General features: G+C 62.5%; 23 protein-coding genes and 2 pseudogenes. 14 read left to right on the top strand and 11 right to left on the bottom strand.

The window, feature by feature from the left end; genetic code table 11:
* Positions 1-10: 10 nt before the first annotated feature.
* The 4 genes from mnmG to hemJ form a co-directional block, all read right to left on the bottom strand.
* Positions 11-1,894, bottom strand: a complete 1,884-nt coding sequence (mnmG, locus tag E7813_RS06410; protein WP_291571990.1) for a tRNA uridine-5-carboxymethylaminomethyl(34) synthesis enzyme MnmG — start codon at positions 1,892-1,894, stop codon at positions 11-13.
* Positions 1,895-2,038: 144 nt separating this feature from the next.
* Positions 2,039-3,358, bottom strand: a complete 1,320-nt coding sequence (mnmE, locus tag E7813_RS06405) for a tRNA uridine-5-carboxymethylaminomethyl(34) synthesis GTPase MnmE (RefSeq protein WP_291571987.1) — start codon at positions 3,356-3,358, stop codon at positions 2,039-2,041.
* A 194-nt stretch (positions 3,359-3,552) separates the two neighbouring features.
* Complete coding sequence (gene rho, locus E7813_RS06400) at positions 3,553-4,818, bottom strand: transcription termination factor Rho (RefSeq protein ID WP_291571986.1); 1,266 nt, start codon at positions 4,816-4,818, stop codon at positions 3,553-3,555.
* A 260-nt stretch (positions 4,819-5,078) separates the two neighbouring features.
* Positions 5,079-5,501: a protoporphyrinogen oxidase HemJ gene (hemJ, locus tag E7813_RS06395; protein WP_291572093.1), complete on the bottom strand. Its 423-nt coding sequence runs from the start codon at positions 5,499-5,501 to the stop codon at positions 5,079-5,081.
* A 463-nt stretch (positions 5,502-5,964) separates the two neighbouring features.
* On the opposite strand from hemJ, the gene E7813_RS06390 reads away from it, so the two are divergent.
* Genes E7813_RS06390 through dnaQ form a run of 4 tightly spaced genes read left to right on the top strand, consistent with a single transcriptional unit; the run spans position 5,965 to position 8,766 of the window.
* Positions 5,965-6,801, top strand: a complete 837-nt coding sequence (locus tag E7813_RS06390; RefSeq protein ID WP_291572091.1) for a pyruvate, water dikinase regulatory protein — start codon at positions 5,965-5,967, stop codon at positions 6,799-6,801.
* On the top strand, positions 6,798-7,406 hold the full coding sequence (locus E7813_RS06385) for a Maf family nucleotide pyrophosphatase (protein WP_291571984.1): 609 nt from the start codon (positions 6,798-6,800) through the stop codon (positions 7,404-7,406). The genes E7813_RS06390 and E7813_RS06385 overlap by 4 nt, the downstream gene beginning before the upstream one ends.
* A 34-nt stretch (positions 7,407-7,440) precedes the next feature.
* The gene (gene coaE / locus E7813_RS06380) at positions 7,441-8,040 is read left to right on the top strand and encodes a dephospho-CoA kinase (RefSeq protein WP_291572090.1); all 600 of its coding nucleotides are present in this window, start codon (positions 7,441-7,443) and stop codon (positions 8,038-8,040) included.
* 27 nt (positions 8,041-8,067) lie between these two features.
* Complete coding sequence (dnaQ, locus tag E7813_RS06375; protein ID WP_291571982.1) at positions 8,068-8,766, top strand: DNA polymerase III subunit epsilon; 699 nt, start codon at positions 8,068-8,070, stop codon at positions 8,764-8,766.
* On the opposite strand, the gene secB is transcribed toward dnaQ, so the two are convergent.
* A complete protein-coding gene (gene secB, locus E7813_RS06370; RefSeq protein ID WP_291571979.1) occupies positions 8,767-9,255 on the bottom strand; it encodes a protein-export chaperone SecB in 489 nt (162 codons plus the stop codon). It abuts the gene before it with no gap.
* A gap of 503 nt (positions 9,256-9,758) precedes the next feature.
* Here secB and E7813_RS06365 point away from each other — a divergent pair.
* The 3 genes from E7813_RS06365 to E7813_RS06355 are packed head-to-tail and all read left to right on the top strand — an operon-like array spanning position 9,759 to position 12,656.
* On the top strand, positions 9,759-10,472 hold the full coding sequence (locus E7813_RS06365) for a Tim44/TimA family putative adaptor protein (RefSeq protein ID WP_291571978.1): 714 nt from the start codon (positions 9,759-9,761) through the stop codon (positions 10,470-10,472).
* Positions 10,473-10,509: 37 nt separating this feature from the next.
* Entirely contained in the window at positions 10,510-12,048 is a 1,539-nt protein-coding gene (locus E7813_RS06360) for an MltA domain-containing protein (RefSeq protein ID WP_363331154.1), read from the top strand.
* Positions 12,049-12,056: 8 nt separating this feature from the next.
* On the top strand, positions 12,057-12,656 hold the full coding sequence (locus E7813_RS06355; RefSeq protein ID WP_291571974.1) for a Smr/MutS family protein: 600 nt from the start codon (positions 12,057-12,059) through the stop codon (positions 12,654-12,656).
* A 4-nt stretch (positions 12,657-12,660) separates the two neighbouring features.
* Here the strand turns inward: E7813_RS06355 and hslU are convergent, their stop codons facing one another.
* The 4 genes and pseudogenes from hslU to hslV all read right to left on the bottom strand — a co-directional run bounded on the left by hslU (position 12,661) and on the right by hslV (position 15,643).
* Entirely contained in the window at positions 12,661-13,962 is a 1,302-nt protein-coding gene (gene hslU / locus E7813_RS06350) for an ATP-dependent protease ATPase subunit HslU (RefSeq protein WP_291571972.1), read from the bottom strand.
* Positions 13,963-14,001: 39 nt separating this feature from the next.
* Positions 14,002-14,601: pseudogene (locus tag E7813_RS06345) on the bottom strand (DUF2585 domain-containing protein).
* Positions 14,598-15,080 (bottom strand): GNAT family N-acetyltransferase, encoded by a 483-nt coding sequence (locus tag E7813_RS06340; RefSeq protein ID WP_291571971.1) that lies wholly within the window; start codon positions 15,078-15,080, stop codon positions 14,598-14,600. The pseudogene E7813_RS06345 and the gene E7813_RS06340 overlap by 4 nt, the downstream one beginning before the upstream one ends.
* A gap of 2 nt (positions 15,081-15,082) precedes the next feature.
* Positions 15,083-15,643: an ATP-dependent protease subunit HslV gene (gene hslV / locus E7813_RS06335; RefSeq protein ID WP_291571969.1), complete on the bottom strand. Its 561-nt coding sequence runs from the start codon at positions 15,641-15,643 to the stop codon at positions 15,083-15,085.
* Between the two features lie 196 nt (positions 15,644-15,839).
* Between hslV and hisB the strand changes: the two genes are divergently transcribed.
* From hisB to coaA, 7 genes are all read left to right on the top strand, one after another.
* A complete protein-coding gene (gene hisB / locus E7813_RS06330) occupies positions 15,840-16,433 on the top strand; it encodes an imidazoleglycerol-phosphate dehydratase HisB (protein WP_291571968.1) in 594 nt (197 codons plus the stop codon).
* Positions 16,434-16,461: 28 nt separating this feature from the next.
* Entirely contained in the window at positions 16,462-16,989 is a 528-nt protein-coding gene (locus tag E7813_RS06325; protein WP_291571966.1) for a DUF2628 domain-containing protein, read from the top strand.
* Positions 16,986-17,636 carry an imidazole glycerol phosphate synthase subunit HisH gene (gene hisH / locus E7813_RS06320; RefSeq protein ID WP_291571963.1) on the top strand — a complete coding sequence of 217 codons (651 nt, stop codon included), beginning with the start codon at positions 16,986-16,988 and terminating at the stop codon, positions 17,634-17,636. The genes E7813_RS06325 and hisH overlap by 4 nt, the downstream gene beginning before the upstream one ends.
* On the top strand, positions 17,624-18,373 hold the full coding sequence (gene hisA / locus E7813_RS06315) for a 1-(5-phosphoribosyl)-5-[(5-phosphoribosylamino)methylideneamino]imidazole-4-carboxamide isomerase (RefSeq protein WP_291571961.1): 750 nt from the start codon (positions 17,624-17,626) through the stop codon (positions 18,371-18,373). Before hisH ends, hisA begins: the two co-directional genes overlap by 13 nt.
* Before the next feature lie 9 nt (positions 18,374-18,382).
* Positions 18,383-19,159, top strand: a complete 777-nt coding sequence (hisF, locus tag E7813_RS06310) for an imidazole glycerol phosphate synthase subunit HisF (protein WP_291571959.1) — start codon at positions 18,383-18,385, stop codon at positions 19,157-19,159.
* Positions 19,160-19,234: 75 nt separating this feature from the next.
* Positions 19,235-19,561 (top strand): phosphoribosyl-ATP diphosphatase, encoded by a 327-nt coding sequence (locus tag E7813_RS06305; protein ID WP_291571957.1) that lies wholly within the window; start codon positions 19,235-19,237, stop codon positions 19,559-19,561.
* A gap of 16 nt (positions 19,562-19,577) precedes the next feature.
* On the top strand, positions 19,578-20,534 hold the full coding sequence (gene coaA, locus E7813_RS06300; protein WP_291572088.1) for a type I pantothenate kinase: 957 nt from the start codon (positions 19,578-19,580) through the stop codon (positions 20,532-20,534).
* Positions 20,535-20,538: 4 nt separating this feature from the next.
* Here the strand turns inward: coaA and E7813_RS06295 are convergent.
* Both E7813_RS06295 and E7813_RS06290 read right to left on the bottom strand, forming a co-directional pair.
* Positions 20,539-22,801: pseudogene (locus E7813_RS06295) on the bottom strand (ATP-binding protein).
* Between the two features lie 173 nt (positions 22,802-22,974).
* Positions 22,975-23,439, bottom strand: a complete 465-nt coding sequence (locus tag E7813_RS06290) for a hypothetical protein (RefSeq protein ID WP_291571956.1) — start codon at positions 23,437-23,439, stop codon at positions 22,975-22,977.
* Positions 23,440-23,842: the final 403 nt, after the last annotated feature.

Here is a 23,842-nt window from a genome sequence, read left to right as displayed (position 1 = left end):
GAAACGGCTCCTATGTGGATACGGCGGCAGTCTTCCGTCGCGCTTCGCGGCGCAGATAGGCCGCCAGGATGCCGAGCGCGGCCGGAGTCAGGCCATCGAGCCGGCCCGCCTGCCCCACCGTTCTCGGCCGTGCCGCTTCCAGTTTTGAACGGGCCTCGTTGGAAAGGCCTGGCACCAGGTCATAGTCGATGTCGACCAGGATCAACCCCTCGTCGCGGCGGAAAGCATCGACATCCGCGGTCTGGCGCCGCAGATAGACGTCGTATTTGGCATCGATCTCCAAATGAACCGCGATCGCTGGGTCAATGGCCGACAGCTCAGGCCAGATCCCGCGTATCTCAGCCCAGCCGATTTCCGGATAGGCCAGTAGTTCAAAGGCCGAGCGTCGATGGCCGTCCTTGTTGAGCGCCAGCCCATGCCTGGCGGCTTCGTTCGGTGTGATCGCCAGCGATTTGGTCAGGGCCTTTGCGGCGTTGAGGTCTCCCATCTTGGCGCGATGCCGGGCGGAGCGCGCCTGCCCTATGCAACCAAGTGCAATGCCCTTGTCGGTCAGGCGCTGATCGGCGTTGTCGGCCCGCAGCGTCAGCCGATATTCGGCCCGCGAGGTGAACATCCGATACGGCTCGGTGATCCCCCGCGTCACCAGATCGTCGATCATCACGCCGAGGTAGCCGTCGGCACGGTCGAAGATGACGGGCGCGGCTCCGCTGGCCGCCAATGCGGCGTTGAGGCCTGCCACAAGCCCCTGCGCCGCCGCCTCTTCGTAACCCGTGGTGCCGTTGATCTGCCCGGCGAGAAACAGACCTGGCAGCCGCTTGGTCTGCAAGGTCGGATCAAGTTCGCGCGGGTCGACGTGATCGTATTCGATGGCGTAACCCGGACGAACCATCCGCACCTTCTCAAGGCCCGGAATGGTCGCCAGGATCGCCAGCTGCACCTCTTCCGGCAGCGAGGTTGAGATGCCGTTGGGATAGACTGTGCTGTCGTCCAGTCCCTCCGGCTCCAGAAAAATCTGATGTCCGTCGCGGTCGCCGAAGCGGACGATCTTGTCCTCGATCGACGGGCAATAGCGTGGCCCGCGGCTGGCGATCTGCCCGGAATACATCGGCGAGCGATGCACGTTGGCGCGGATCACCTCGTGGGTCGCAGGCGTGGTGCGGGTGATGCCGCACTGGATTTGCGGCGTCGTGATCCGATCGGTCATCACCGAAAACGGCTCCGGCGGATCGTCGCCGGGCTGCATTTCGATCGCCGTCCAATCGATGGTGCTGCCATCGAGCCGCGGCGGGGTGCCGGTCTTCAGCCGCCCCAAGGTAAATCCGGCGCGCTCGAAAGACTTCGAAAGACCCATGGCTGGTGCTTCACCCACGCGTCCAGCCGGCCAATTCTTTTCGCCGAGGTGGATCAGTCCGCGCAGAAAAGTGCCGGTCGTGATGACGACAGCGCCGGCCGATAGTGCGCGGCCATCGGCCAGGCGAATGCCAGTAACGCGGCCGTTTGAGACGATCAGTTCATCCGCCTCGCCTTCGATCACGCTGAGATTGGCGGTCTCGTTGATGGCGGCCTGCATGGCGGCGGCGTAGAGCTTGCGATCGGCCTGCGCACGCGGGCCGCGTACCGCCGGACCCTTGCGGCGATTGAGCATGCGAAATTGAATGCCGGCGGCGTCAGTAACCCGCGCCATCAGTCCGTCCAGCGCATCGACCTCCCGGACCAGATGCCCCTTGCCGAGTCCTCCGATCGCGGGATTGCAGGACATCGCGCCGACGGTCGCGAAGCGATGGGAGACGAGCACGGTCCCGGCCCCGAGGCGCCCCGCTGCGGCCGCGGCTTCGCAGCCGGCATGGCCTCCGCCGATGACGATAACGTCGAATGATTCCTGGTCCGCGATCATGCCGCGACTTCTATCGCGGGATGGTAAAAGCAGAAAGTAGAACTTGGTGGCTTCGACGTTTCACGTGAAACAGCCGAGTTCCAATCATGGAACTACGTCGTTTCAAGCGCCTTCCCGACAAATAAAGAAATGAATTTATAATCATTACTTACCGATACAAAACTCCCGGAAAATCTGATCAAGGACATCCTCGACATCCACCCTACCGAGCAGTCGCCCGAGCGATTGAGCGGCCGCTCGCAGCTCCTCCGCCACGAACTCCTCCCCGTTGTCGAATTCACTTATGCTGCGTCGCAACAAATCCGCCGTTTGCTGCAGCAATTCCCGTTGCCGCTGCCGGCTGAAGAGGCCGCCCTCACCCGAGCCAAAATAATTCTGCGCAAACCCGACCAGGGCTGCGATCAGTTCCTTGATCCCGTCGCCTTGGGTTGCTGAAATCCGGAAATCGAAATCGCCGCCGCTTCGGCTCGCCCCGTCGAGATCAATCTTGGTTCGCACCGTCCAGGCCGGTACGGCATCTTCGCGCAGGGTTTTTTCGCACTCTGAGTCGGCCAGCCACAACACGAGGTCGGCTTCCGCAGCGCGCGCTTGGGCGCGACGCACGCCCTCCTGCTCCACCGGATCATCGGTCTTTCGAATCCCGGCGGTGTCGATCACCGTCACCGGATAACCGTCGAGGTCGAGCTGCACCTCAATCACGTCGCGCGTGGTGCCGGCATGCGGCGAGACGATCGCGACCTCGCGCCGCGCCAGTTGATTCATCAGCGTCGACTTGCCGACATTCGGCGGCCCGGCGATGGCGACCACAAGCCCGTCGCGCAGCCGTTCGCTTCGTCCCTGCGCCGCCAGCACTTCTTCAATCTCGCCCAGCAGCGTTTTGATTCTGGCCAGCGCCGGCGCGACCAATTCAGCCGATACGTCGCCTTCGTCGGAGAAATCGATTCCGGCCTCGATCAACGCCGAGGCTTCGATGATCTGCGCGCGCCAGTTCCGCGCTTTGTCGCCGAGCAAACCTTTCAACTGGCGCAGCGCCTGGCGGCGCTGCCGGTCGGTGTCGGCATGTATCAAATCATCAAGGCCTTCCGCCTCGGTAAGATCCAGCTTGCCGTTCTCGAACGCGCGGCGGGTGAACTCGCCCGGCTCCGCCGCGCGCATATCCTCAAACGTGGCGAGCGCTGCGAACAATGCCGCGAGCACCGCCCGCCCGCCATGGACATGAAATTCCGCGACGTCCTCGCCGGTCGCACTGGCCGGCCCTGGAAACCACAAGATTACCGCGTCATCTATCGGCCGCTGATTCGCGTCGCGCAACAACACCCGCGCCGCCGTCCGCGGTGCTGGAATCCTGCCCGCAAGCGCCGTCAGCGCCGGGCCGGCCTGCGGTCCGGATACCCGCACAATGGAGATCGCGCTCGGAGGCCGGCCCGATGACAGCGCGAAGATAGTTTGTTCCCGCGGATGCATCGCCTATTTGTGCCCGAGCCCTTGAAAAGGCAACGAAATTTCGGCCAAACCGGTTCCGCTAGGGCAAAGGATTTATGGAGCGGCCCTGTGTTCCGCTATGCTGCAGTTTTGCTGCAGCATAGGCCGCAACACGGCACGGGCACGAAAAAAGGCGTCCGCGACCGGCGGACGCCCTCCAACCCCGGCAAAAAGTCTCAGGTATTCATCGATTCGAAGAATTCCGAGTTGTTCTTGGTGTTGCGGAGCTTGTCGAGCAGGAAGTCGATCGCGTCCATGGTGCCCATCGGATTGAGAATCCGGCGCAGCACGTACATTTTCTTCAGCAGTTGCGGATCGGTGATCAGTTCTTCCTTGCGGGTGCCGGAACGCGAGATATCGATCGCCGGGAAGGTACGCTTGTCCGAAACCTTGCGATCGAGAATCAGTTCGGAATTGCCGGTGCCCTTGAATTCTTCGAAAATCACTTCGTCCATGCGGCTGCCGGTATCGACCAGCGCGGTGGCGATGATGGTCAGCGAACCGCCCTCCTCGATGTTGCGCGCGGCGCCGAAGAAACGCTTGGGCCGCTGCAGCGCGTTGGCGTCGACGCCGCCGGTCAGTACCTTGCCGGATGACGGCACCACGGTGTTGTAGGCGCGCCCCAGGCGCGTAATCGAGTCCAGCAGGATCACGACGTCGCGGCCGTGCTCCACCAGCCGCTTGGCCTTCTCAATGACCATTTCCGCGACCTGGACGTGACGCACGGCCGGCTCGTCGAACGTCGACGAAACGACTTCACCCTTCACCGAGCGCTGCATGTCCGTGACTTCTTCCGGACGCTCGTCGATCAACAGCACGATCAGGTAGCATTCCGGATGATTGGCGGTGATCGAGTGCGCGATGTTCTGCATCAGCACGGTTTTGCCGGTGCGCGGTGGAGCGACGATCAAGGCGCGCTGGCCCTTGCCGATCGGGGCGACGATGTCGATAACCCTTGCAGAAAGGTCTTTTCTGGTAGGGTCTTCCAGCTCGAGCCGGAAGCGCTGGTCTGGGAACAGCGGCGTCAGGTTGTCGAAATTGACCTTATGCTTGGACTTTTCCGGATCTTCGAAATTCAGCGTGTTGACCTTGAGCAGCGCAAAATAGCGTTCGCCTTCTTTCGGGCTGCGGATGTGGCCTTCGATGGTGTCGCCGGTACGAAGCCCGAAACGGCGGATCTGCGACGGCGAGACATAGATGTCATCCGGTCCGGGCAGGTAATTGGCATCCGGCGAGCGCAGGAAGCCGAAGCCGTCGGAGAGAACCTCAACGACGCCTTCACCGATAATGTCGGTCTCCTGGATCGCGAGTTGTTTGAGAATGGCGAACATCAGCTCCTGCTTGCGCATCGTGCTGGCGTTTTCGACCCCTTTCTCTTCGGCGAACGTGACGAGTTCGGCCGGCGTTTGAGCCTTGAGGTCTTGAAGTTTCATTTCCCGCATTGGGATGGTCCTGTGGAGTAACGGGGGAAGGGGGTTGCAAGGTGGCTTTAAGAAAATGCGGACGCGAGCAAAAGGAAGGTCCGCAGGTCTGAGCAAGGAAAGTGCCGGAGAGGCTTCAAACCTGATGCGGCGGCCGGTTCAACGAGGAAACCGGAACACAACCACATCCGCCTGCGTGGGGTGGGATTTTGCCAATATAGAAAATCGGCCGGCTTTCTGCAAGGCGGCCGACAGTTCGAGGTGTTGACGGGAAACATCCTTCAAAATGGCTTCACCACCACCAGGATAACCGCACCGATCATCAAAACCGTCGGTACCTCGTTGATAATACGATAAAATTTTTGACTTCGCGTATTGCGATCGGCGGCAAAATCCTTGACCCAGCGAGAGAAAAACCCGTGGACACCCGACAACACCAGCACCAATAAAAGCTTTCCATGCAACCAGCCTGCCGAGAACCAATGGCCGGCCCAGGCGAGGTAAAGTCCGGCCAGCCAGGTGACGATCACCGCCGGATTGATGATCGCCTTCAGCAACCGCCGTTCCATCAGTTTGAACGTCTCGGACTGTTTCGATCCGATCTCTGCGTCACAATGATAGACAAACAGCCGCGGCAAATAGAGCATGCCCGCCATCCACGCGATGACGGCGATCACGTGCAGCGCCTTGATCCATTCGTACATCCAGGATGTCTCGCTCAAACTCAAATACTTTATCCGGTCGGGAACGCTTGGCTGGAATCGGCGTTGCACGCAAGCCCTTCCAAGCCTTGGGCAGAGACATATCCGCAAGCACGCCTTTTCTAAAACAATAATTTTAGAATCTTAGGTTTGAGTCTAAGTAGCGGTGAATTGGGCCCACGCAAAACTGTCCCGCACTCTTCCGGGCTTGTTCACATTCATCAACAATTCCAGCCCCGCGTCGGGCAAACCGAATAACGTCACTGGCTTCAAGCGCTTGGGCTGCGTCACGGCAACCTTATGAAGAGACAAGTCCACAGAACCGCACTATCATTGCCTTCGACATGTGGACTTATCCTTCCGCGAGCGCCTGTGAAGAAAAGACCGGGTTATCCCGGGCCGTTCGACCGGCATGCGATTCTGTCGAGTAAGCTCCACAGCGATTCACAGGACACACACGGTCATGGTGGCCAACAACAACAACTATTTTCACCTGCATCTTGTCTCTGATTCGACCGGTGAAACGCTGATTACTGTGGCGCGCGCGGTCGCGGCGCAATATGCCAATGTGACGCCGGTAGAACATGTCTATCCGCTGGTGCGCAGCCAGAAGCAGCTCGATCGCGTGCTGGACGAAATCGAGGAAGCGCCGGGCATCGTGCTGTTTACCCTGCTGGAGAAAGATCTGGTCGGCCGGCTGGAAGCCAAGTGCAAGCAGATCAATGTCCCCAGCCTTTCGATCATCGGTCCGGTCATGCAACTGTTTCAGGCCTATCTCGGGGCGGCGACCACCGGGCGCGTAGGTGCCCAGCACACGTTGAATGCGGAATATTTCAAACGCATCGATGCATTGAATTACACGATGATCCACGATGACGGCCAGCATGTCGAAGGCCTGGAAGAAGCCGACGTGGTGTTGGTCGGCGTTTCCCGTACGTCGAAAACACCGACCTCGATCTATCTTGCCAATCGCGGCGTGCGCACTGCGAACGTTCCGCTGGTGCCGGGTATCGCTATTCCGCATCAACTGGAAACGCTGAAAAAGCCGCTCGTGGTCAGCCTCCATGCCACGCCGGAGCGGCTCATCCAGGTCCGGCAGAACCGGCTGTTGAGCATGGGCGATCGGGATAACGACACCTACATCGATCGCCAGGCAGTCACCGATGAAGTCGCGTTCGCGCGAAAGTTAAGCGTCAAGTTCAACTGGGCGCTGCTCGACGTCACGCGGCGGTCGATCGAGGAAACCGCCGCCGCGGTGTTGAAACTGTTCGCCGACCGGCAGCGGCAGCGGCTTTCGGAATGACGCTATGGCGGAGTAAATATCCGTTGATCCTCGCCTCGCAAAGCCGTGCGCGGCAGACGCTGCTCGCCAATGCCGGCATCGACTTCGAAGCTGTTCCAGCCAAACTCGATGAGCGCGCGGCTCAGCAAGCCTCAAGCCTTTCGGCGCCTGGCGACGTCGCAGCACTTTTGGCGCGCCAGAAAGCGGTTGTCGTGTCGGCGCAGCATTCCGGCAGGTTGGTCGTCGGCGCGGACCAGACACTGGCGCTGGGAACACGGCTTTTCAGCAAGCCGGCCAGCCGCAAACAGGCCGCCGAGCAGTTGCGCGTCCTTGCCGGCCACAGCCATCAGCTGCACTCCGCGGTTGCGGTGGCGCGCGACGGCAAGATATTGTTTGAAGCGATAGCCACCGCGCGCATGACGATGCGGCAGCTTGGCGATGCCGAAATCGACGCCTATCTGGATCAGGCAGGAGAGGCGGTTACGTCAAGCGTCGGCGCCTACCAGCTCGAGGGGCTCGGTGTTCACTTGTTCGAGCGGATTGAGGGCGATCACTTCACCATCCTCGGCCTGCCGCTGCTGTCATTGCTCGCGTTTCTGCGCAGCGAGCGGTTGCTCAATGTATGAAGTCCCGAACAACGAAGCGAATGGCGATATCCAGATGATAGTGCTTGGCCTGACCGGCTCGATCGGCATGGGGAAATCGACCACCGCAAAGCTGTTCGCAGAGGCCGGCGTCCCGGTTTACGACGCCGATGCGGCCGTACACCGGCTGTACGAAGGCGAGGCGGCGCCCGCCATCGAAGCGGCGTTTCCGGGCACGACCGCCGATGGCAGGGTCGATCGCATCAAGCTTTCAGCGAGGGTGGTCCATGATCCGGCGGCGATGAAGCTGCTTGAGCAGATCGTTCATCCGATGCTGGGCGCCTCCCGCCAGAAATTCCTCAGCGAGGCCGAGCAATCCGGCGCGGCGGTTGCGGTGGTCGATGTACCGCTGTTGTTCGAGACCGGCGGCGAGAACCGCGTCGATGCGGTGGTGGTGGTGACCACGACCCCGAAAATCCAGCGCGAGCGGATCCTGTCGCGCGACAACATGACCGGCGAAAAGCTCGATGCCATCCTGGCGCGGCAATTGCCGGACGCTGAAAAACGCCAGCGCGCGCATTTCGTGGTGGATACCTCGCACGGCCTCGACCCCGTGCGGGCGCGGATCCGCGACATTCTGGATCAGGCTGCTAGGATGCCGCGGCGGCGATCCTGATTCGTCAATCCCTGCGGTCTTTGGTTCATGCGCGAAATCATCCTGGACACCGAAACCACCGGCCTCGACCCCTTGCGGGGCGATCGGCTGGTTGAAATCGGCTGTGTCGAGATTTTCAACCGCATGCCGACCGGGCAGACCTTTCACCGGCATCTCAATCCCGAACGCGAGATGCCGGCCGAAGCTTTCGCGGTGCATGGCCTTTCCACCGAGTTTCTCGCCGACAAGCCGCTGTTCGCCGAAGTCGTCGAGGATTTCCTGGAATTCATCGCCGATGCGCCGCTGGTGATCCATAACGCTTCGTTCGACATCAGCTTCATCAACGCCGAGCTTGACCGCATCAAGCAGCCTCCGATCGCGCGCGAGCGGCTGGTCGATACGCTTCTGCTGGCGCGGCGCAAGCATCCAGGGGTGTCGAACCGTCTCGACGATCTCTGCTCGCGCTATGCGATCGACAATTCCCGCCGCACCAAGCATGGCGCATTGCTCGACGCCGAGCTTCTGGCCGAAGTTTACATCGATCTGATCGGGGCGCGGCAGTCGCAATTGATCCTGGCGACCGAGGTCCGCGATGCGCGCGCCGGCGGATACGGCGAAATGCCGCGGCGGCAACGTACCGTGCCGCTCGTGCTGCGGATTACCGAGGCCGATCGCGCCGCGCATCGGGACTTTGTCGCCACGCTGGGCGACAAGCCGATCTGGAATGATTTCCTGTTAAGCGCCTGATTAGCTCGGTTTGGCCTGCGCCGCCTGCGCGGCGGCCTGCCGTTCCAGGGTCTGGCGATACAAACCGACAAAATCGACGGGATCGAGCATCAGCGGGGGGAAGCCGCCGTCGCGCACCGAAGTCGCGATGATTTCGCGCGCAAACGGGAACAGCAGCCGCGGGCATTCGATCATGAGCAGCGGATGCAGGTTTTCTTTCGGCACGTTTTGAAGGCGGAACACGCCGGCATAGGCGAGATCGAAGCTGAACATCACCTTGCCGGCGTTTTCAGCCTTGCCTTCGACCGAAAGGATCACTTCGTACTCGTTTTCGGAGCCACTGTTGACGCTGACGTTGATCTGGATGTTGATCGCAGGCTGCTGTGTTTGCGGCGCCAGGGAGGCCGGCGCGTTCGGATTTTCGAACGACAGGTCCTTGGTATATTGCGCCAGCACGTTCAACTGGGGAGGAGGGGCCGCCTCGGGAGGTGTGCCATTGCCGTTGGTCATGGAAGTCTCTCCTGGAGCGTTTACGAGCGAATGGACCGCTTTTGCGTCTGAATTCGCCAATGAGGCGTGAAAGTGCCGCTATCGGGCGAGTGGCTATCATAGCCCCGCCTCACTCTACAAGGACGACAATCGCGCAGCGCTGGCCGTGGCGCACTCCCCTCAAGCGCGCCAACTGGGTTAATATCCCGGCAGATGGCCGGAGTGCGAACCGATCCGCCCCGGAAGGCTATCCTAAATTGTTGAATATGCGCGATTTCCGGGCATGATCGGGTTTCCCCTTGCGGTCAAAACGCGCTACAATCCGCTTGCGGTAAACCGGCAAAAGCCATCGGCTTGGCCCTGTTTCGACCGCTTTGGCTTTTCGAGCCAAGACGCGCCATTGGCTGGGCAAAGTTTCGTGCCTACATGCTGCTGACATCCAAGACGTGACCTCTGCCGTTTGTCAAAGAGGTATGCTCTATCGCCGGACCCATTGCCGGTGCCGACCAGAAAGCGAATGCGACGTGTTTGATATTTACACCATCATCTTCCTGGCGCTGGCGGTCTTTATCTTCCTGCGCCTGCGTAGCGTGCTTGGACAACGCACCGGAAGCGAGCGTCCGCCGTATGACCGCGCCGCGCGCAACCTGGTGCAGGGCGCGCAGGACAATACCAATGTGGTTCCGATGCCCGGCGCCGTCATCGATCAGCAGGCGCCGCTGGCGCCCACGGCGGACGTGGTGCCGCCGACCGATCGGTGGAAAGGCCTGGCCGAGCCCGGCACGGCCCTCGCGCAAGGGCTTGATGCCATTGCAGTCCAGGACTCCTCGTTCGACGCGCGGCATTTCCTCAGCGGCGCGCGTAGCGCCTATGAGATGATCGTGCTGGCATTCGCCAACGGCGATCGCCGCGCCCTCAAGGACCTGCTGTCGTCCGACGTCTATGACAGTTTCGACAGCGCGATCAGGGATCGCGAAAAACACGAGCAAAAGACCGAAACGCGATTTGTTTCGATCGACAAGGCCGAGCTTGTGAATGCGGAGACACGGGATCGTTCGGCGCAACTGACGGTTCGTTTTGTGTCGCAGATGGTTTCGGTCACCCGCGACAAGGCCGGCACGATTGTCGATGGCAATCCCGACAAAGTCACCGATATCACCGATGTTTGGACATTCGCCCGTGACATTACCTCACGCGATCCGAACTGGAAGCTGGTTGGCACGGGCAGCGCTCACTAACGCGCGCGGTTTTCGGCGATACGCCGCAGCGTCGTGTGTGATCGTCATTGCATTGTCGCTGGCTCCCTTTATCGCGCAGGCGCGGCGTGTCGTCCACGCTACTCACGCCGCGCGTCCCGATCTGCCGCATCCTCGCGCCGTTCCATATCCTGCTCTCGACTGGCCGTTTGAGATCAATGGCGGTCAATATGCGCCGCTGGGGTGGGCCGATATCGCCGGCTGGAACCAGGACGATCATCTGGCAGCCTACAAGGCGTTTCGCATCAGTTGTTCGCCGATCGCCGCGCAAAGCACGCCTCCCTCCGATCCCAAGGCGTTGGGCACCTCGCTGCGCGAGCCCTGCCGCTTGGCCAGGGCCGCCGACATTTCCGACGACGCCAGGGCACGGGCCTTCTTCGAGGAACATTTTCTCCCTTTGAGAATCTCGCGGCTTGGAGAAGCCGATGGCTTCGTGACCGGCTACTATGAACCCGTCATCGACGGATCGCGGACGCAGACCGATGTCTACAATGTGCCGGTCTATCGCCGGCCTTCGAACCTGTTCGTTCGCGGCTTCAGCCAGGCCTCGGTCGGACTGCCCAACAAGGGGCAGGTGTTTCGCAAGATCGGCCGCCGCAAACTGGTGCCGTATTATGACCGCGCCGCGATCGAGGATGGCGCGATCGCGGGCCGCGGCCTCGAAATCTGCTGGCTCAAGAATCAGACCGATCTCTTGTTCTCGCAAATTCAGGGCTCGGCGCGGGTCCGCCTCGAGGACGGCTCGACCATCCGCATCAATTACGACGCGCATAACGGTTATCCCTACACGCCGGTCGGCCGGATCCTGATCGACCGCGGCATCATTCCGAAGGAAGAGATGTCGATGCAGCGGATCAGGGAGTGGATGAATCAGAACCCCGACGGCGCCAACGAATTGCGGCGGCAGAACCAGGCCTATGTGTTCTTCCGCGAAGTGCAACTTTCCGACAAGGATGAAGCGGTCGGTGCACAGGGCGTCCCTTTGACGCCGGGCCGGTCGATTGCGGTCGATAAATCGCTCCATGTTTACGGCACGCCGTTCTTCATCGAAGGCGAATTGCCGATCGAGTCGGAACAATCGAAGACGCCGTTCCGGCGGCTGATGGTGGCGCAGGACACCGGCTCTGCGATCACGGGGCCGGCGCGCGCCGATATTTATTTTGGCGCCGGCGCGGATGCCGGACGGGTTTCCGGCCGCCTGAGGAACAGCGCGCGGTTCGTCATCTTTGTTCCGAAGAGCCTCGATCCGGTGGCCCGAGGCCGCAAGATGCCGACGCCTGACCCGAGGCCGTCCGAGAAGATCGCCAAACTGTTTCCGCAGGTGGATCCCTTGAAGGATCAACCGAAAGATCAGAAGAATGACATCAAGCCGCCGGAGGCTTCCGTGGCAGGGAGCTCAAAAAATACTGCCGGCGCTGCGCCGGCCGCGGCGCATCCTTCGGCCCCGCAAGCGGTTGCTGCGATAACGGTGCCGTTGCCGGTGGCGCGACCGGACATCAAGCCGGACCGTGACATGCGGCGCATCCGTTACCATCGTCGCAGCCGCATCGGCCGATGACCTTGCCGATGAAACGTCCACCCGCAACACCGATCCCGGAATTGTTCGCTGCCCCACGACGCAAGCGCGCGCTCAGCGAAGAGGAGCGTGTGCTGTGGGAGAGCGTTGCCAGGCAAACCAGGCCGTTGCGTAAAAAGTCGCGTGCCGCAAAGCTGCCGGACGGTTCGCCGGCCGCGGAAACCCTGCTTGCCGCAAAACCCGGATCGCCGCCGAAACCACTTCCGGCAGCCAAAATGTCGAGAGCCCCAAGGCCGGTTGCACCGCCGCTGGCGCCGCTTGGCCGCCGCGAACGTTCGCAACTTTCACGCGGCCGGAAAGAAATCGATGCCCGGCTCGACCTGCATGGCATGACGCAGACCCGCGCCCACCGCGCGCTGTCGGGTTTTTTGCAACGCGCCCACAGCGATGGCCTGACATTCGTCCTCGTCATCACCGGCAAAGGCAAGACAACCGGGCCCGAATCCGAGCGGGGCGTGTTGCGCCGTCAGGTGCCGCAGTGGCTGAATCTGCCGGAATTCCGTGCACTGGTGGTCGGGTTCGAGGAAGCGCATGTCGGCCATGGCGGCGAGGGTGCGCTTTACGTGCGGATCCGGCGATTGCGGGTCTAAACGATCAGAGAATAAACCGGCTGAGGTCGGCGTTCTTGGCGAGATCGCCGACATGCTTCTGCACGTATTCCGCGTCGATCCGGATGGTCTCGCCGTTGCGGTCGGGGGCGACAAACGAGATCTCGTCGAGCACGCGCTCCATCACGGTTTGCAGCCGCCGCGCGCCGATATTCTCGACCGTGGAGTTGACCGCCACCGCCACGTCGGCGAGCGCATCGATGGCGCCATCGGTAATGTCCAGCGTCACGCCTTCGGTCTGCATCAACGCGACATATTGCTTGATCAGCGATGCCTCGGGCTCGGTCAGGATGCGACGCATGTCGTCACGCGTCAAAGCTTCGAGCTCGACGCGGATCGGCAGCCGCCCCTGCAATTCCGGCAGCAGGTCGGAGGGCTTGGCGATATGAAACGCGCCTGACGCGATGAACAGGATGTGATCGGTTTTGACCGCGCCGTGCTTGGTCGACACCGTGGTGCCCTCGATCAGCGGCAACAGGTCGCGCTGCACGCCTTCGCGCGAGACATCGCCGCCGGTGCGGCCGTCGCGCACGCAAATCTTGTCGATCTCGTCGAGAAACACGATGCCGTTATTCTCGACCGCATGGATCGATTCTTGGGTCAGCTTGTCGCTGTCCAATAACTTGTCGGATTCCTCGTTGACGAGAAGCTCGTGCGAGTCCTCAACCGTGAGGCGACGGGTCTTGGTACGGCCGCCCATCTTGCTGAAGATATCGCCGATCGAGATCGCGCCCATCTGCGCGCCCGGCATGCCCGGAATCTCGAACATCGGCATGCCGCCGGAGGATTGCGTCTCAACCTCGATTTCCTTGTCGTTGAGCTCGCCTGCGCGCAATTTCTTGCGAAACGAATCGCGCGTCGCGGCACCCGAGTTGGCGCCGACCAGGGCGTCTAGCACGCGCTCCTCGGCGGCAAGCTGCGCGCGGGCCTGCACGTCCTTGCGCTTGCGTTCGCGGGTTTGCGCGATCGCGACTTCGAGCAGATCGCGAATGATCTGCTCGACATCGCGGCCGACATAGCCGACCTCGGTAAACTTGGTGGCTTCGACCTTGATGAACGGCGCGCCGGCAAGTTTTGCCAGCCGCCGCGCGATCTCGGTCTTGCCGACCCCGGTCGGCCCGATCATCAGGATGTTCTTCGGCAGCACTTCCTCGCGCAACGAGCCCGAGAGTTGCAGCCGCCGCCAGCGGTTGCGCAGCGCGATCGAAACCGCGCGCTTGGCGTCGGTTTGCCCGACGATAAAGCGGTCGAGCTCGGAAACGATTTCACGGGGAGAAAAGTCGGTCATGGGCCTTTAGCTAGGTTGGAAAGCGCCGGGGACAAGCGGCTAGATGATCGGTGGCCCCGCCTGCCATTGGCGGATCGCGTCAACGGGGTGGATCAGCATGATGATGTTCAGGGTCAGATTATCGCGAATGTGAAGGCCGACCACAACCTCGAACGCCAGTGCCAGTGCAATCGTTGCCGCAACCGGAAGCTTTCGCGCCAGCAAAAAGCCCGCGACCATCGACAGCGTATCGGAGAGCGAATTGACGATGCTGTCGCCGAAATAATCCAGCGACATCGTGGAGGCGCGGTATCGCTCGATGATCCAGTTGGAATTCTCGACGACCTCCCAGCTGCCTTCGATCAGCATCGCCACTATCAGGCGGCCGGGCCAGGACAGGCGCGGCAGCAGCCACCAGGTTGCGGCATAGAACAGGAAACCGTGGATGATATGGGAGAACGTGTATCAGTCGGTGATGTGCTGCGAATTCTCCGAGCTCTGCACCACGCCGTGCCACAGCTTCACATAACCGCAGGCGCAGATCGGCAGCCGGCCCATCGCGAACAGGATCGACGCTTGCAACGCCAGCAAGCCGGCGGCGATCAGCAGCCACTGCCATGGCGCGCGACTGGCGTTGGGCGCGCTGCGTTCCAGCGTCATCGGTTGCGCATCATCAGTAAAGCCGGTCCATCCGGCGTATCGACCAGGCGGTCGCGGCAAAATCCCGCCTTCTCATAGCACCGTATCGCCCGTTCATTGGCGGGATCCGGGTCGATCACGACACGCGGCGTTCCGGATGCGAGCAGTTGATCGGTAAAGGTCCGGATAAATGCCGAACCGTGGCCGCAGCCAACCATGTCAGCTTCGCCGATGAACTGGTCGAGCCCACGCGTACCCTGCGGCTGCGGGCCGAAACCGGTATCCCAGGCGCCTATATTGTAGCACTGCAAATAAGCGAACTCCCGCGTATCCGCGCTGACGGTGAACTGCGCCATGTCAGGATGACCGAGATCACCACTGATGAGTTCGAACTGTTCGGACGGATCGTGCCACCATTGCCAGACATGCGGTGTCTCGAGCCAGCGCCGGATCGTCGGCAAGTCGGTGGCGGCCATCGGGCGCAACGCGTAGGTGGTCATGCTTAGCTCGCCGTCAGCGTCTCGATGGTCACGTTGCGATTGGTATAGACGCAGATGTCGGCGGCGATATCGAGCGCGCGGCGCACGATGGTCTCGGCGTCTTTGTCCGAATCGACCAGAGCGCGGGCGGCCGCCAGGGCATAGTTGCCGCCGGACCCGATCGCCATCACGCCGGCTTCTGGCTCCAGCACGTCGCCGGTGCCGGTCAGGACCAGCGACACGTCCTTGTCGGCGACGATCATCATGGCCTCCAGCCGCCGCAGATAGCGGTCGGTGCGCCAGTCCTTGGCAAGCTCGACGGCAGCCCGGGTCAACTGCCCCGGATATTGCTCAAGCTTGCTTTCCAGCCGCTCGAACAGCGTGAAGGCGTCCGCCGTGGCGCCGGCAAAACCGCCGATGACGTCGCCTTTGCCGAGTTTGCGGACCTTTTTGGCGTTGGATTTGATGACGGTCTGGCCGATCGAGACCTGTCCGTCGCCACCGATCACCACTTTGCCGCCCTTGCGGACCGTCAAAATGGTGGTGCCGTGCCAGACCGGCGACGGGGGTTGCGATGCTTGCATGGAATACCCTTTGGTTCGGCCAGATCTAGGGACTGGCGGGGGCGGTTGCAATCGGCGTGCCTTAACGCCGGATTTCGGTCACCATAGGCCGAAGTTCAGCCCCGAGCGGGCCATCCTGCGGTAGCGAAGGCGGGACCGGCCTGTTAAAAGGGCCGCGTTTTCGGCCAAACGCCGGTCAAGAGAGAGCACATTTTTCATGCGCACGGCGACCATCAAGCGCAAGACCAAAGAGACGGATATCGAGGTGACGGTGAACCTCGACGGCACCGGTGCGGCCAACGTCGCGACCGGCATCGGCTTTTTCGACCATATGCTCGACCTCTTGGCCCGGCATTCGCGCATCGATATCACGGTGAAAGCGGTTGGCGACCTCCACATCGACCATCATCACACCACCGAGGATGTCGGCATCGCGCTCGGACAGGCGGTGAAGCAGGCACTCGGCACCATGGTCGGCATCGCCCGCTATGCCTCTGTCCACATGCCGATGGACGAGACGCTGTCGCGCGTCGTGATCGACATTTCGGGGCGGCCAGTGCTGGTGTTCAAGGTGGAGTTTCCGCGCGACAAGGTCGGCCAATTCGACACCGAACTGGTGCGCGAATGGTTCAACGCCTTTGCCATCAATGCCGGCGTGACTTTGCATGTCGAGACCCTATATGGCGAGAACAGCCATCATATCGCCGAATCCTGCTTCAAGGGTCTGGCGAGGGCGCTGCGGGCGGCGGTGGCGATCGATCCGCGCGCCGCGGGCGAAGTGCCATCCACCAAGGGTCAGCTCGGCGGCTGATTTTTGGTTTCATCGGCGGAGAGATGCGATGCCGGTTTACACAGTTCATGCTCCGGTGACGGCCAATGCGGGTGTCGCCGCGACCGACCGATTCGTATTCGTTCGCGATGGTTTCCACTTCTGGGCTTTTGTCCTTGGCTTGGTCTGGTTGGCCTGGCACCGCCTGTGGCTGGCGCTGATCGGCTGGATCGTGGTGATCGGCGCCATGGATTTCGGAATGACGGCCGCCGGTGCCGGCCGGATGACGGTGTTTGCGGCGAATGTGCTGATCGCGCTGCTGTTGGGATTTGAGGCGGCCAGCCTGCAGCGCTGGACGTTGTCGCGGCGCAACTGGCGCCAGCTCGACATCGTGGTGGCCGATGACGAGGAATCCGCCGAACGGCGCTTCTTCGATCGCTGGACCGCCAGCCAGCGCGCGCTCCTCAACGATCAATCGGCGATCGATCGCGGCGCACCACCACCGACGCGGGACATTCCAGGCCAGCCGTTTTCGCGGCCGCCGTCATCGCAGAGCGAGATCATCGGACTGTTTCCGGAACCGGGAGCATCGCGGTGAGCGTTGCCATCATCGATTACGGCTCCGGCAATCTGCACTCGGCCGCGAAAGCGTTCGAGCGCGCGGCGCGGAGCATGGAAAATCCGGAAAAGATCGTGGTGACGCGCGATCCCGAAGCGGTGTTTCGCGCCGACCGCATCGTGCTGCCCGGCGTCGGCGCATTCGCCGATTGCCGCCGCGGCCTCGACGCGCTTGACGGCATGATCGAGGCGATGACCGAAGCGGTGCGCAAAAAGGCGCGACCGTTCTTCGGCATCTGCGTCGGCATGCAGTTGATGGCGACCCGCGGCAAGGAGCACGTCACCACGGAAGGCTTCAACTGGATCGCCGGCGACGTCGAGAAAATTTCGCCGCGCGAGGAGAATCTGAAAATCCCCCATATGGGCTGGAATACCCTCGATGTGGTCCGGGAGCATCCGGTGCTGGAGGGTCTGCCGCTGGGGCCAAAGGGCCGCCACGCTTATTTCGTGCACTCCTATCATCTCAACGCCACCAACGAGGGCAACGTGCTGGCGCGTGCCGATTACGGCGGGCCGGTGACGGCGATCGTCGGCAAGGACACCGCCATCGGCACCCAATTCCACCCGGAGAAGAGCCAACGGTTCGGGCTGGCTCTGATTTCAAATTTTTTGAAATGGAAGCCGTGATTCTGTTCCCCGCCATCGACCTGAAGAACGGCCAGTGCGTGCGTCTGGAACAGGGCGACATGGCGCGCGCGACCGTGTTCAACCTTGATCCGGCGGCGCAGGCGCGCGCCTTTGCCACCCAAGGGTTCGAATATCTGCACGTGGTCGATCTCGACGGCGCCTTTGCCGGCAAGCCGATGAACGCGCAGGCGGTGGAAGCCATGCTCAAGGCGGTCACCATGCCGGTGCAACTCGGCGGCGGGATTCGTGATTTGAAGACGGTCGAAGCCTGGCTGGCGAAAGGCATCGCGCGCGTCATTATCGGCACCGCGGCGGTGCGCGATCCGGCGCTGGTGAAGGCTGCCGCGAAGAGATTCCCCGGCCGTGTCGCAGTGGGTCTTGACGCGCGCGACGGCAAGGTTGCGGTCGAAGGCTGGGCCGAAACTTCCGAAGTCACCGCGCTTGAAATCGCGCGGCGATTCGAGGACGCCGGCGTCGCCGCGATCGTCTTTACCGATATTGCGCGCGACGGCCTGCTCAAGGGCCTCAATCTCAATGCGACCATTGCGCTGGCCGAGCGAATCTCGATACCCGTCATCGCGTCGGGGGGCTTCGCCTCGATCAGGGATGTCGAGGAGTTGCTGGCGCCGCGCGCCAAGGAACTGGCCGGCGCGATTGCGGGCCGCGCGCTCTACGACGGCCGGCTCGATGCAACTGCGGCGCTGGCGCTGATCCGCAACGCGCGCGCCGCGGCGTAGGAGTTCTTGATGTTCAAGGTGCGCGTGATTCCCTGTCTCGACGTCAAGGACGGTCGGGTCGTCAAGGGTGTCAACTTTGTCGACCTGCGCGACGCCGGCGATCCCGTCGAAGCGGCCATCGCCTACGACGCCGCTGGCGCCGACGAGCTATGCTTTCTCGACATTACCGCTACCCACGAAAATCGCGGCATCATGCTGGACGTGGTGCGGCGTACGGCGGAGGCCTGTTTCATGCCGCTGACGGTGGGCGGCGGGGTACGCACGGTCGACGATATCCGCACGCTTTTGCGATCAGGGGCCGACAAGGTTTCGATCAACAGTGCCGCCGTCAGCCGCCGCGAATTCGTCAAGGAAGCGGCCGAGAAATTCGGCGAGCAATGCATCGTGGTGGCGATCGATGCCAAGCGGGTGAAACGCGGCGGCGGATCGGAGCGCTGGGAGATCTTCACCCATGGCGGCCGCAATTCCACCGGGATCGATGCCATCGAATATGCCCAGGAAGTGGTCTCGCTCGGCGCCGGTGAAATCCTGCTGACGTCGATGGACCGGGACGGCACCCGCCAGGGCTTTGACATTCCGCTGACGCAAGGCGTCGCCGACAGTGTCACGGTTCCGGTGATCGCCTCCGGCGGCGTCGGCAACCTCGATCACCTGGTCGACGGTATCCGCGAGGGGCACGCGACGGCCGTACTGGCCGCGTCGATCTTCCACTTCGGGGAATTTACCATACGTGAAGCCAAGGACCACATGGTGCGTGCCGGGTTGCCGATGCGGCTCGATCCCTGACGACTCTGGACCGCAGAAGTGCTAAATCCGGCTGACGAATGGCGCCCTTTGGCGGGCGCGTGTTGAGTTGAGTTGATGTCGCGTTTCACGATCCATGATCTTGCCGCCACCATCGACGCCCGCGCGGCGTCGGGAGGAGAGGCGTCCTATACCCGCAAGCTGCTCGACAAGGGCGCGGAGCATTGCGCCAAGAAGCTCGGCGAAGAGGCGGTGGAAACCGTAATCGCCGCGGTCGAGAACGACCGCGATCAGCTGATCGCGGAAAGCGCGGACCTGCTGTTTCATTTGCTGTTGCTGTTGAAATCGCGCGGCGTAAGTCTTGAAGATGTCGAGGCCGCGCTGGCGCAGCGCACCAACATGTCCGGTCTCGAAGAGAAAGCCGCGCGCAAGCGCGATATTTGATATTCAAAGGCACGTGATGGATATTCGGGCGGTCGAGCAACAGTACAACCCCTATCGCATCTTCTCGCGCGAGCAATGGGCGCGGCTGCGCGACGATACCCCGATGACGCTCGAAGCCGGCGAGATCGCGGCGTTGCGCTCGATGCACGATCGGCTCGATCTCAAGGAGGTCGAGGAAATCTACCTGCCGCTGTCGCGTCTGCTGTCGATCTATGTCGATGCCGCGCAGCGGCTGTATTTCGCGCAGCGGCGCTTTCTCGGCATCGAAGACCGCAAGATGCCCTACATCATCGGCGTCGGCGGCTCGGTAGCGGCCGGCAAATCGACCACCGCGCGCGTGCTGCAGGCGCTGCTCGCGCGATGGTCGCCGCGGCCGAAGGTCGACCTGGTGACGACGGATGGTTTTCTGTTTCCCAATGCCGTGCTCGAACGGCAGGGCCTGATGCAGAAAAAGGGTTTTCCGGAGAGCTACGACCTGCCGACGCTGCTGGCGTTTTTGAGCGATATCAAGTCGGGGCGGCAGCGGGTGCGCGCGCCGGTCTATTCGCATTTGACCTACGACATCGTTCCGAACGAATGGATCGAGGTCGACCGGCCGGATATCCTGATCTTCGAGGGCATCAACGTTCTGCAGACCGGCCGGCTCCCGCGCGACGGCAAGGCGGTGCCGGTGGTGTCGGACTTCTTCGACTTCTCGGTCTATATCGATGCCGAAGTGTCGGTGCTGCGCGACTGGTACGTCCGGCGCTTCCTGACGCTGCGGGATACCGCCTTTACCGATCCGCGATCGTATTTCCATCGCTACGCGCTGTTGTCGGACGAAGAGGCCGCCGCGACCGCGCTGGCGATCTGGGAACGCACCAACCTTGCCAATCTCGAGGACAATATCCTGCCGACGCGGCCGCGCGCCAAGCTGATCCTGAAGAAGGGCGCCGATCACGTCGTCGAAACCGTAGCGCTGCGGCGGCTATAGCGCTTCAGGCGGCGAGGTGCCGCGAGGCGGCGAGACCGGCGAGCGCCTCGGCGAGCTTCTCGCGATCGAGCGGCTTGATCAGGAAACCGTCCATGCCGGCTTCGAAACAGGCGTAGCGATCCTCCACCAGCGTGTTCGCGGTCAGCGCCAGGATCGGCGTGCGGCGGCCGGACTGGCCGGCTTCATGCGCGCGGATGCGCCTGGTGGTCTCGATGCCGTCGAGCTGCGGCATCTGGATGTCCATCAGGACGAGATCGTAGGGCGCGCCGGCGGATTTCGCCGCCAGCCAGGATTCCATCGCCTCCTCGCCATTGGTGGTGACGACGGCGTGATGTCCAAGCCGCGTCAAAAGCGAACGCATCAGCAGCGCGTTGATCTCGTTGTCTTCCGCGACCAGGATCGAAAGACCTTTCAATGGTGCGGCGGCCCGGCGCTCCGCGGCCTCGACCGTCTCGATCAGTTCGTCGCCGGCAAGATTCGGTGCGGCAATTTCCGGCGCCAGCGAAAGGCGCGCCGCGAGCGAGGCCGCGCGCAACGGCTTGACCAGATAGCCGGTGAAGGCGGAGGAGGGCTGAATTTCATGTCGGGTGGCCGGCGTGAACATCACGATCCGGTGCGAGGCATGCGGGCGCGCCGCCTCGCCGAGCCATTCGACGTCGGCCGTACCCAGTGCGCGATCGAGCAGCACCGCGTGCCAGGAGCGTTCCGGCAGCAAGGCCTGCGCCACCGCGGCATCCGAGACCACGCAGGTCTGGCCGCCCCAGCGTTGCAGCCGGTGCGCGACCAATGAGGCCTCGATGGTTTGCGGCGCGACCAGCATGATCGACTGGCCGGTCAGATCCGGAGCCGCAAAGGCCTCTTGTCCGCTGTTCTCGCGGTCGGACGCAGCAAGCGGGATCGATACCTCGAACGTCGAGCCGACGTCTGGCTTGCTCTCCAGCGTGATGCGGCCGCCCATCCGCTTGACGATGCGCTCGGAGATGCTCAGTCCCAATCCGGTGCCGCCATAGCTGCGGGCGATGCGTTCGTCGGCCTGTTCGAACTCGCGGAAAATCCGCTGCTGCGCCTCGGGCGCGATGCCGATGCCGGTGTCGCGCACCAAAAAGCTGATCTCGTTGGGCCAGATGCCCGGCTCGACGATCAGCGCCACGCCGCCGGTCGAGGTGAACTTGATGGCATTGCCGGCGAGATTGAGCAGCACCTGGCGAAGCCGCGCCGCATCGCCCACCACTTCCATCGGCAGCCGTTCGTCGACATAGGCCGCGATCTCGAGCTTTCGGGCTTGCGCCCGCGGCGCCAATAGTTCGGTGATGTCCTCGATCAGGGCGGCGAGTGCGAACGGGCGCTGCTCGAGGTCGATCTTGCCGGCTTCGATCTTGGAATAATCCAACAGCTCCTCGATCAGCGACAGCAACGCGTCGCCGGAGGTTTTCACCGCCCTGGCGTAAGTGATCTGTTCCGGCGTCAAGGGCGTGTCCAGCAACAGTCCGCTCATGCCGATGATGCCGTTGAGCGGCGTGCGGATTTCGTGGGAGGCCATCGCGAGGAAGCGCGACTTGGCGCGGCTGGCGGCATCGGCCTGGTCGCGGGCGTCGCTCAGCGCACGTTCGGTTTCCGCGCGATCGGTGACATCGCGGCCGACGCATTGCATTTCGGCCGGCCGGCCGGCATCCGATCGAACCAGGCCTTCGCGCCATGCGATCCATCGCGGCCCCAGCGGGCTTGCGATCTTCTGGTCGTGAATCCGGGTGCCGTTGCGCTCCAGCGCCGAGGTGCCCTGCTCGAGCACGACGAGGTTGAAATGAGTGCCGACCAGCGCGCTGCGTGGCTGCTGCGCCAGTTCGCAATAGGCATCGTTGACGAAGGTGATGCAGCCGTCGGCGTCGCGCAGCACGATCAGGTCGCCTTGCGATTCGAACAGGCTGCGGGCGCGCTCCTCGGCCTCCTTCAATTCCCAATTGCGGTCGGCCAGCGTTTCATTGTGCAGGGCGATCTTGCGGAGTTTACGGCGCATCCAGCGCAGCCGGAAGCTCAGCGTCGCCAGTGCGACGCAGGCGATGGCGAACAGGAAGCTCGCGCCGATCGCAAAGGCGTGCGGGTCGTAACCGGAACTCTCCGAGCGGCTGCCGGCAATGAAGCCATAGGCGCCGCCGAAGGCCGCCGAAAAGATCATGAACGAGCGGATCGCGAAAGTGAGCCACGGATGGCGCCGCGTGAAGCGGCGTATGCGTATCTTGATCCGGAAAGCCCGATCCATCATCGCCGATTACCTTGAAGCCGTCTCGATCTTGCCGCGCCCGCCCCGGCGACGACGATGCGGCGGCGACCTTGCAAAGTGCTTGAGGCCGGGAGTTCTCGTGCCGTCCAATGAGAACAGGGTTAATGAAATGTTAAGCGGGCGTGATTGCGAAAAGCGGATGCCGGTTTTCGCAGCGGACCGTTAGAGCGAGGCGGAGGCGAGGCGGCGGCCGCCTCCGGCGCCGACGATCAGCGCCGCGGCGTCGCGCAGCGAGAAGGTCTTTGACTTCACGAAGATCCGGTAGTCGGCCGGGCCGTCCGGTGACAGATAGATCACCGGCCCGGATGCCGAGGGGCTGGCGGAGACCGCGATAAACCGCGTCGCCGGCGACGCCTCGCAGGCGCTGGCGTCGGGGCTGTCGATATCGTCGATCACGGCGAAATCGGCGGCCTCGGCTTGATCGGTGATCTGGACCCGCACGGTGGCGAGCGCCGGATCGTCGGTAAAGGCGACATGCAGGTGGGCATGCCAGGGCATCGAGCTGATCTGTACGGACGCTTCGCCGATCGCGACGCAGGGATGCGGGCCCGGTAACAACCCGCCGCCCGCGAACACCGCGGCAACGATCAATGGGACAGCCGAGGCCAGGATCTTGAAACGCAACATGATGCTCTCGCTCGCCGGCAAACCGCGACCGCTGCGGTCTATCGTTGGCGGAGTGTAAACAAAACTCGTTACCGGCGGGTTGACGAGTCGCCCTGCGTTCGCAGGAACGACGCATGGTCGGTCGATTCGAATTTCAAACAGCCCAACGTCATTGCGAGGAGCGAAGCGACGGAGCAATCCAGCTTTCTTGCCCTTCGCAAAGAAAGCTGGATTGCTTCGCTTCGCTCGCAATGACGACGGAATATGACTTCGCATTCTCGCGGCGCGATGCGTCCGAGTTTTGCTAGAAATCCTCAACCCTCCGATCAGAGGGCGCAGGGAATGCCGGGCGCCCAATGCGCCCGCAGCCTGGCAGGGCAGAAAAACAAGCCATGCCAGTAACAGTCACCACGGTCACACCGGA

The organism is Bradyrhizobium sp. (assembly GCF_004799405.1).
Classification (GTDB): Bacteria; Pseudomonadota; Alphaproteobacteria; order Rhizobiales; family Xanthobacteraceae; genus Bradyrhizobium.
This window is presented reverse-complemented; position numbering and strand designations above follow the sequence as displayed.

Bases quoted from the DNA above. Each gene is read 5' to 3' on its own strand.
- hslU (WP_291571972.1), bottom strand. From the start codon at position 13,962: ATGACCGACTTTTCTCCCCGTGAAATCGTTTCCGAGCTCGACCGCTTT.
- hemJ (WP_291572093.1), bottom strand. From the start codon at position 5,501: ATGTACGAATGGATCAAGGCGCTGCACGTGATCGCCGTCATCGCGTGG.
- secB (WP_291571979.1), bottom strand. From the start codon at position 9,255: ATGACCAACGGCAATGGCACACCTCCCGAGGCGGCCCCTCCTCCCCAG.
- hslV (WP_291571969.1), bottom strand. From the start codon at position 15,643: ATGCAAGCATCGCAACCCCCGTCGCCGGTCTGGCACGGCACCACCATT.
- mnmE (WP_291571987.1), bottom strand. From the start codon at position 3,358: ATGCATCCGCGGGAACAAACTATCTTCGCGCTGTCATCGGGCCGGCCT.
- E7813_RS06325 (WP_291571966.1), top strand. From the start codon at position 16,462: ATGCCGGTTTACACAGTTCATGCTCCGGTGACGGCCAATGCGGGTGTC.
- rho (WP_291571986.1), bottom strand. From the start codon at position 4,818: ATGCGGGAAATGAAACTTCAAGACCTCAAGGCTCAAACGCCGGCCGAA.
- hisA (WP_291571961.1), top strand. From the start codon at position 17,624: ATGGAAGCCGTGATTCTGTTCCCCGCCATCGACCTGAAGAACGGCCAG.
- coaA (WP_291572088.1), top strand. From the start codon at position 19,578: ATGGATATTCGGGCGGTCGAGCAACAGTACAACCCCTATCGCATCTTC.
- dnaQ (WP_291571982.1), top strand. From the start codon at position 8,068: ATGCGCGAAATCATCCTGGACACCGAAACCACCGGCCTCGACCCCTTG.
- E7813_RS06385 (WP_291571984.1), top strand. From the start codon at position 6,798: ATGACGCTATGGCGGAGTAAATATCCGTTGATCCTCGCCTCGCAAAGC.
- E7813_RS06340 (WP_291571971.1), bottom strand. From the start codon at position 15,080: ATGACCACCTACGCGTTGCGCCCGATGGCCGCCACCGACTTGCCGACG.
- E7813_RS06305 (WP_291571957.1), top strand. From the start codon at position 19,235: ATGTCGCGTTTCACGATCCATGATCTTGCCGCCACCATCGACGCCCGC.
- coaE (WP_291572090.1), top strand. From the start codon at position 7,441: ATGATAGTGCTTGGCCTGACCGGCTCGATCGGCATGGGGAAATCGACC.
- E7813_RS06290 (WP_291571956.1), bottom strand. From the start codon at position 23,439: ATGTTGCGTTTCAAGATCCTGGCCTCGGCTGTCCCATTGATCGTTGCC.
- E7813_RS06355 (WP_291571974.1), top strand. From the start codon at position 12,057: ATGAAACGTCCACCCGCAACACCGATCCCGGAATTGTTCGCTGCCCCA.
- hisF (WP_291571959.1), top strand. From the start codon at position 18,383: ATGTTCAAGGTGCGCGTGATTCCCTGTCTCGACGTCAAGGACGGTCGG.
- hisB (WP_291571968.1), top strand. From the start codon at position 15,840: ATGCGCACGGCGACCATCAAGCGCAAGACCAAAGAGACGGATATCGAG.
- mnmG (WP_291571990.1), bottom strand. From the start codon at position 1,894: ATGATCGCGGACCAGGAATCATTCGACGTTATCGTCATCGGCGGAGGC.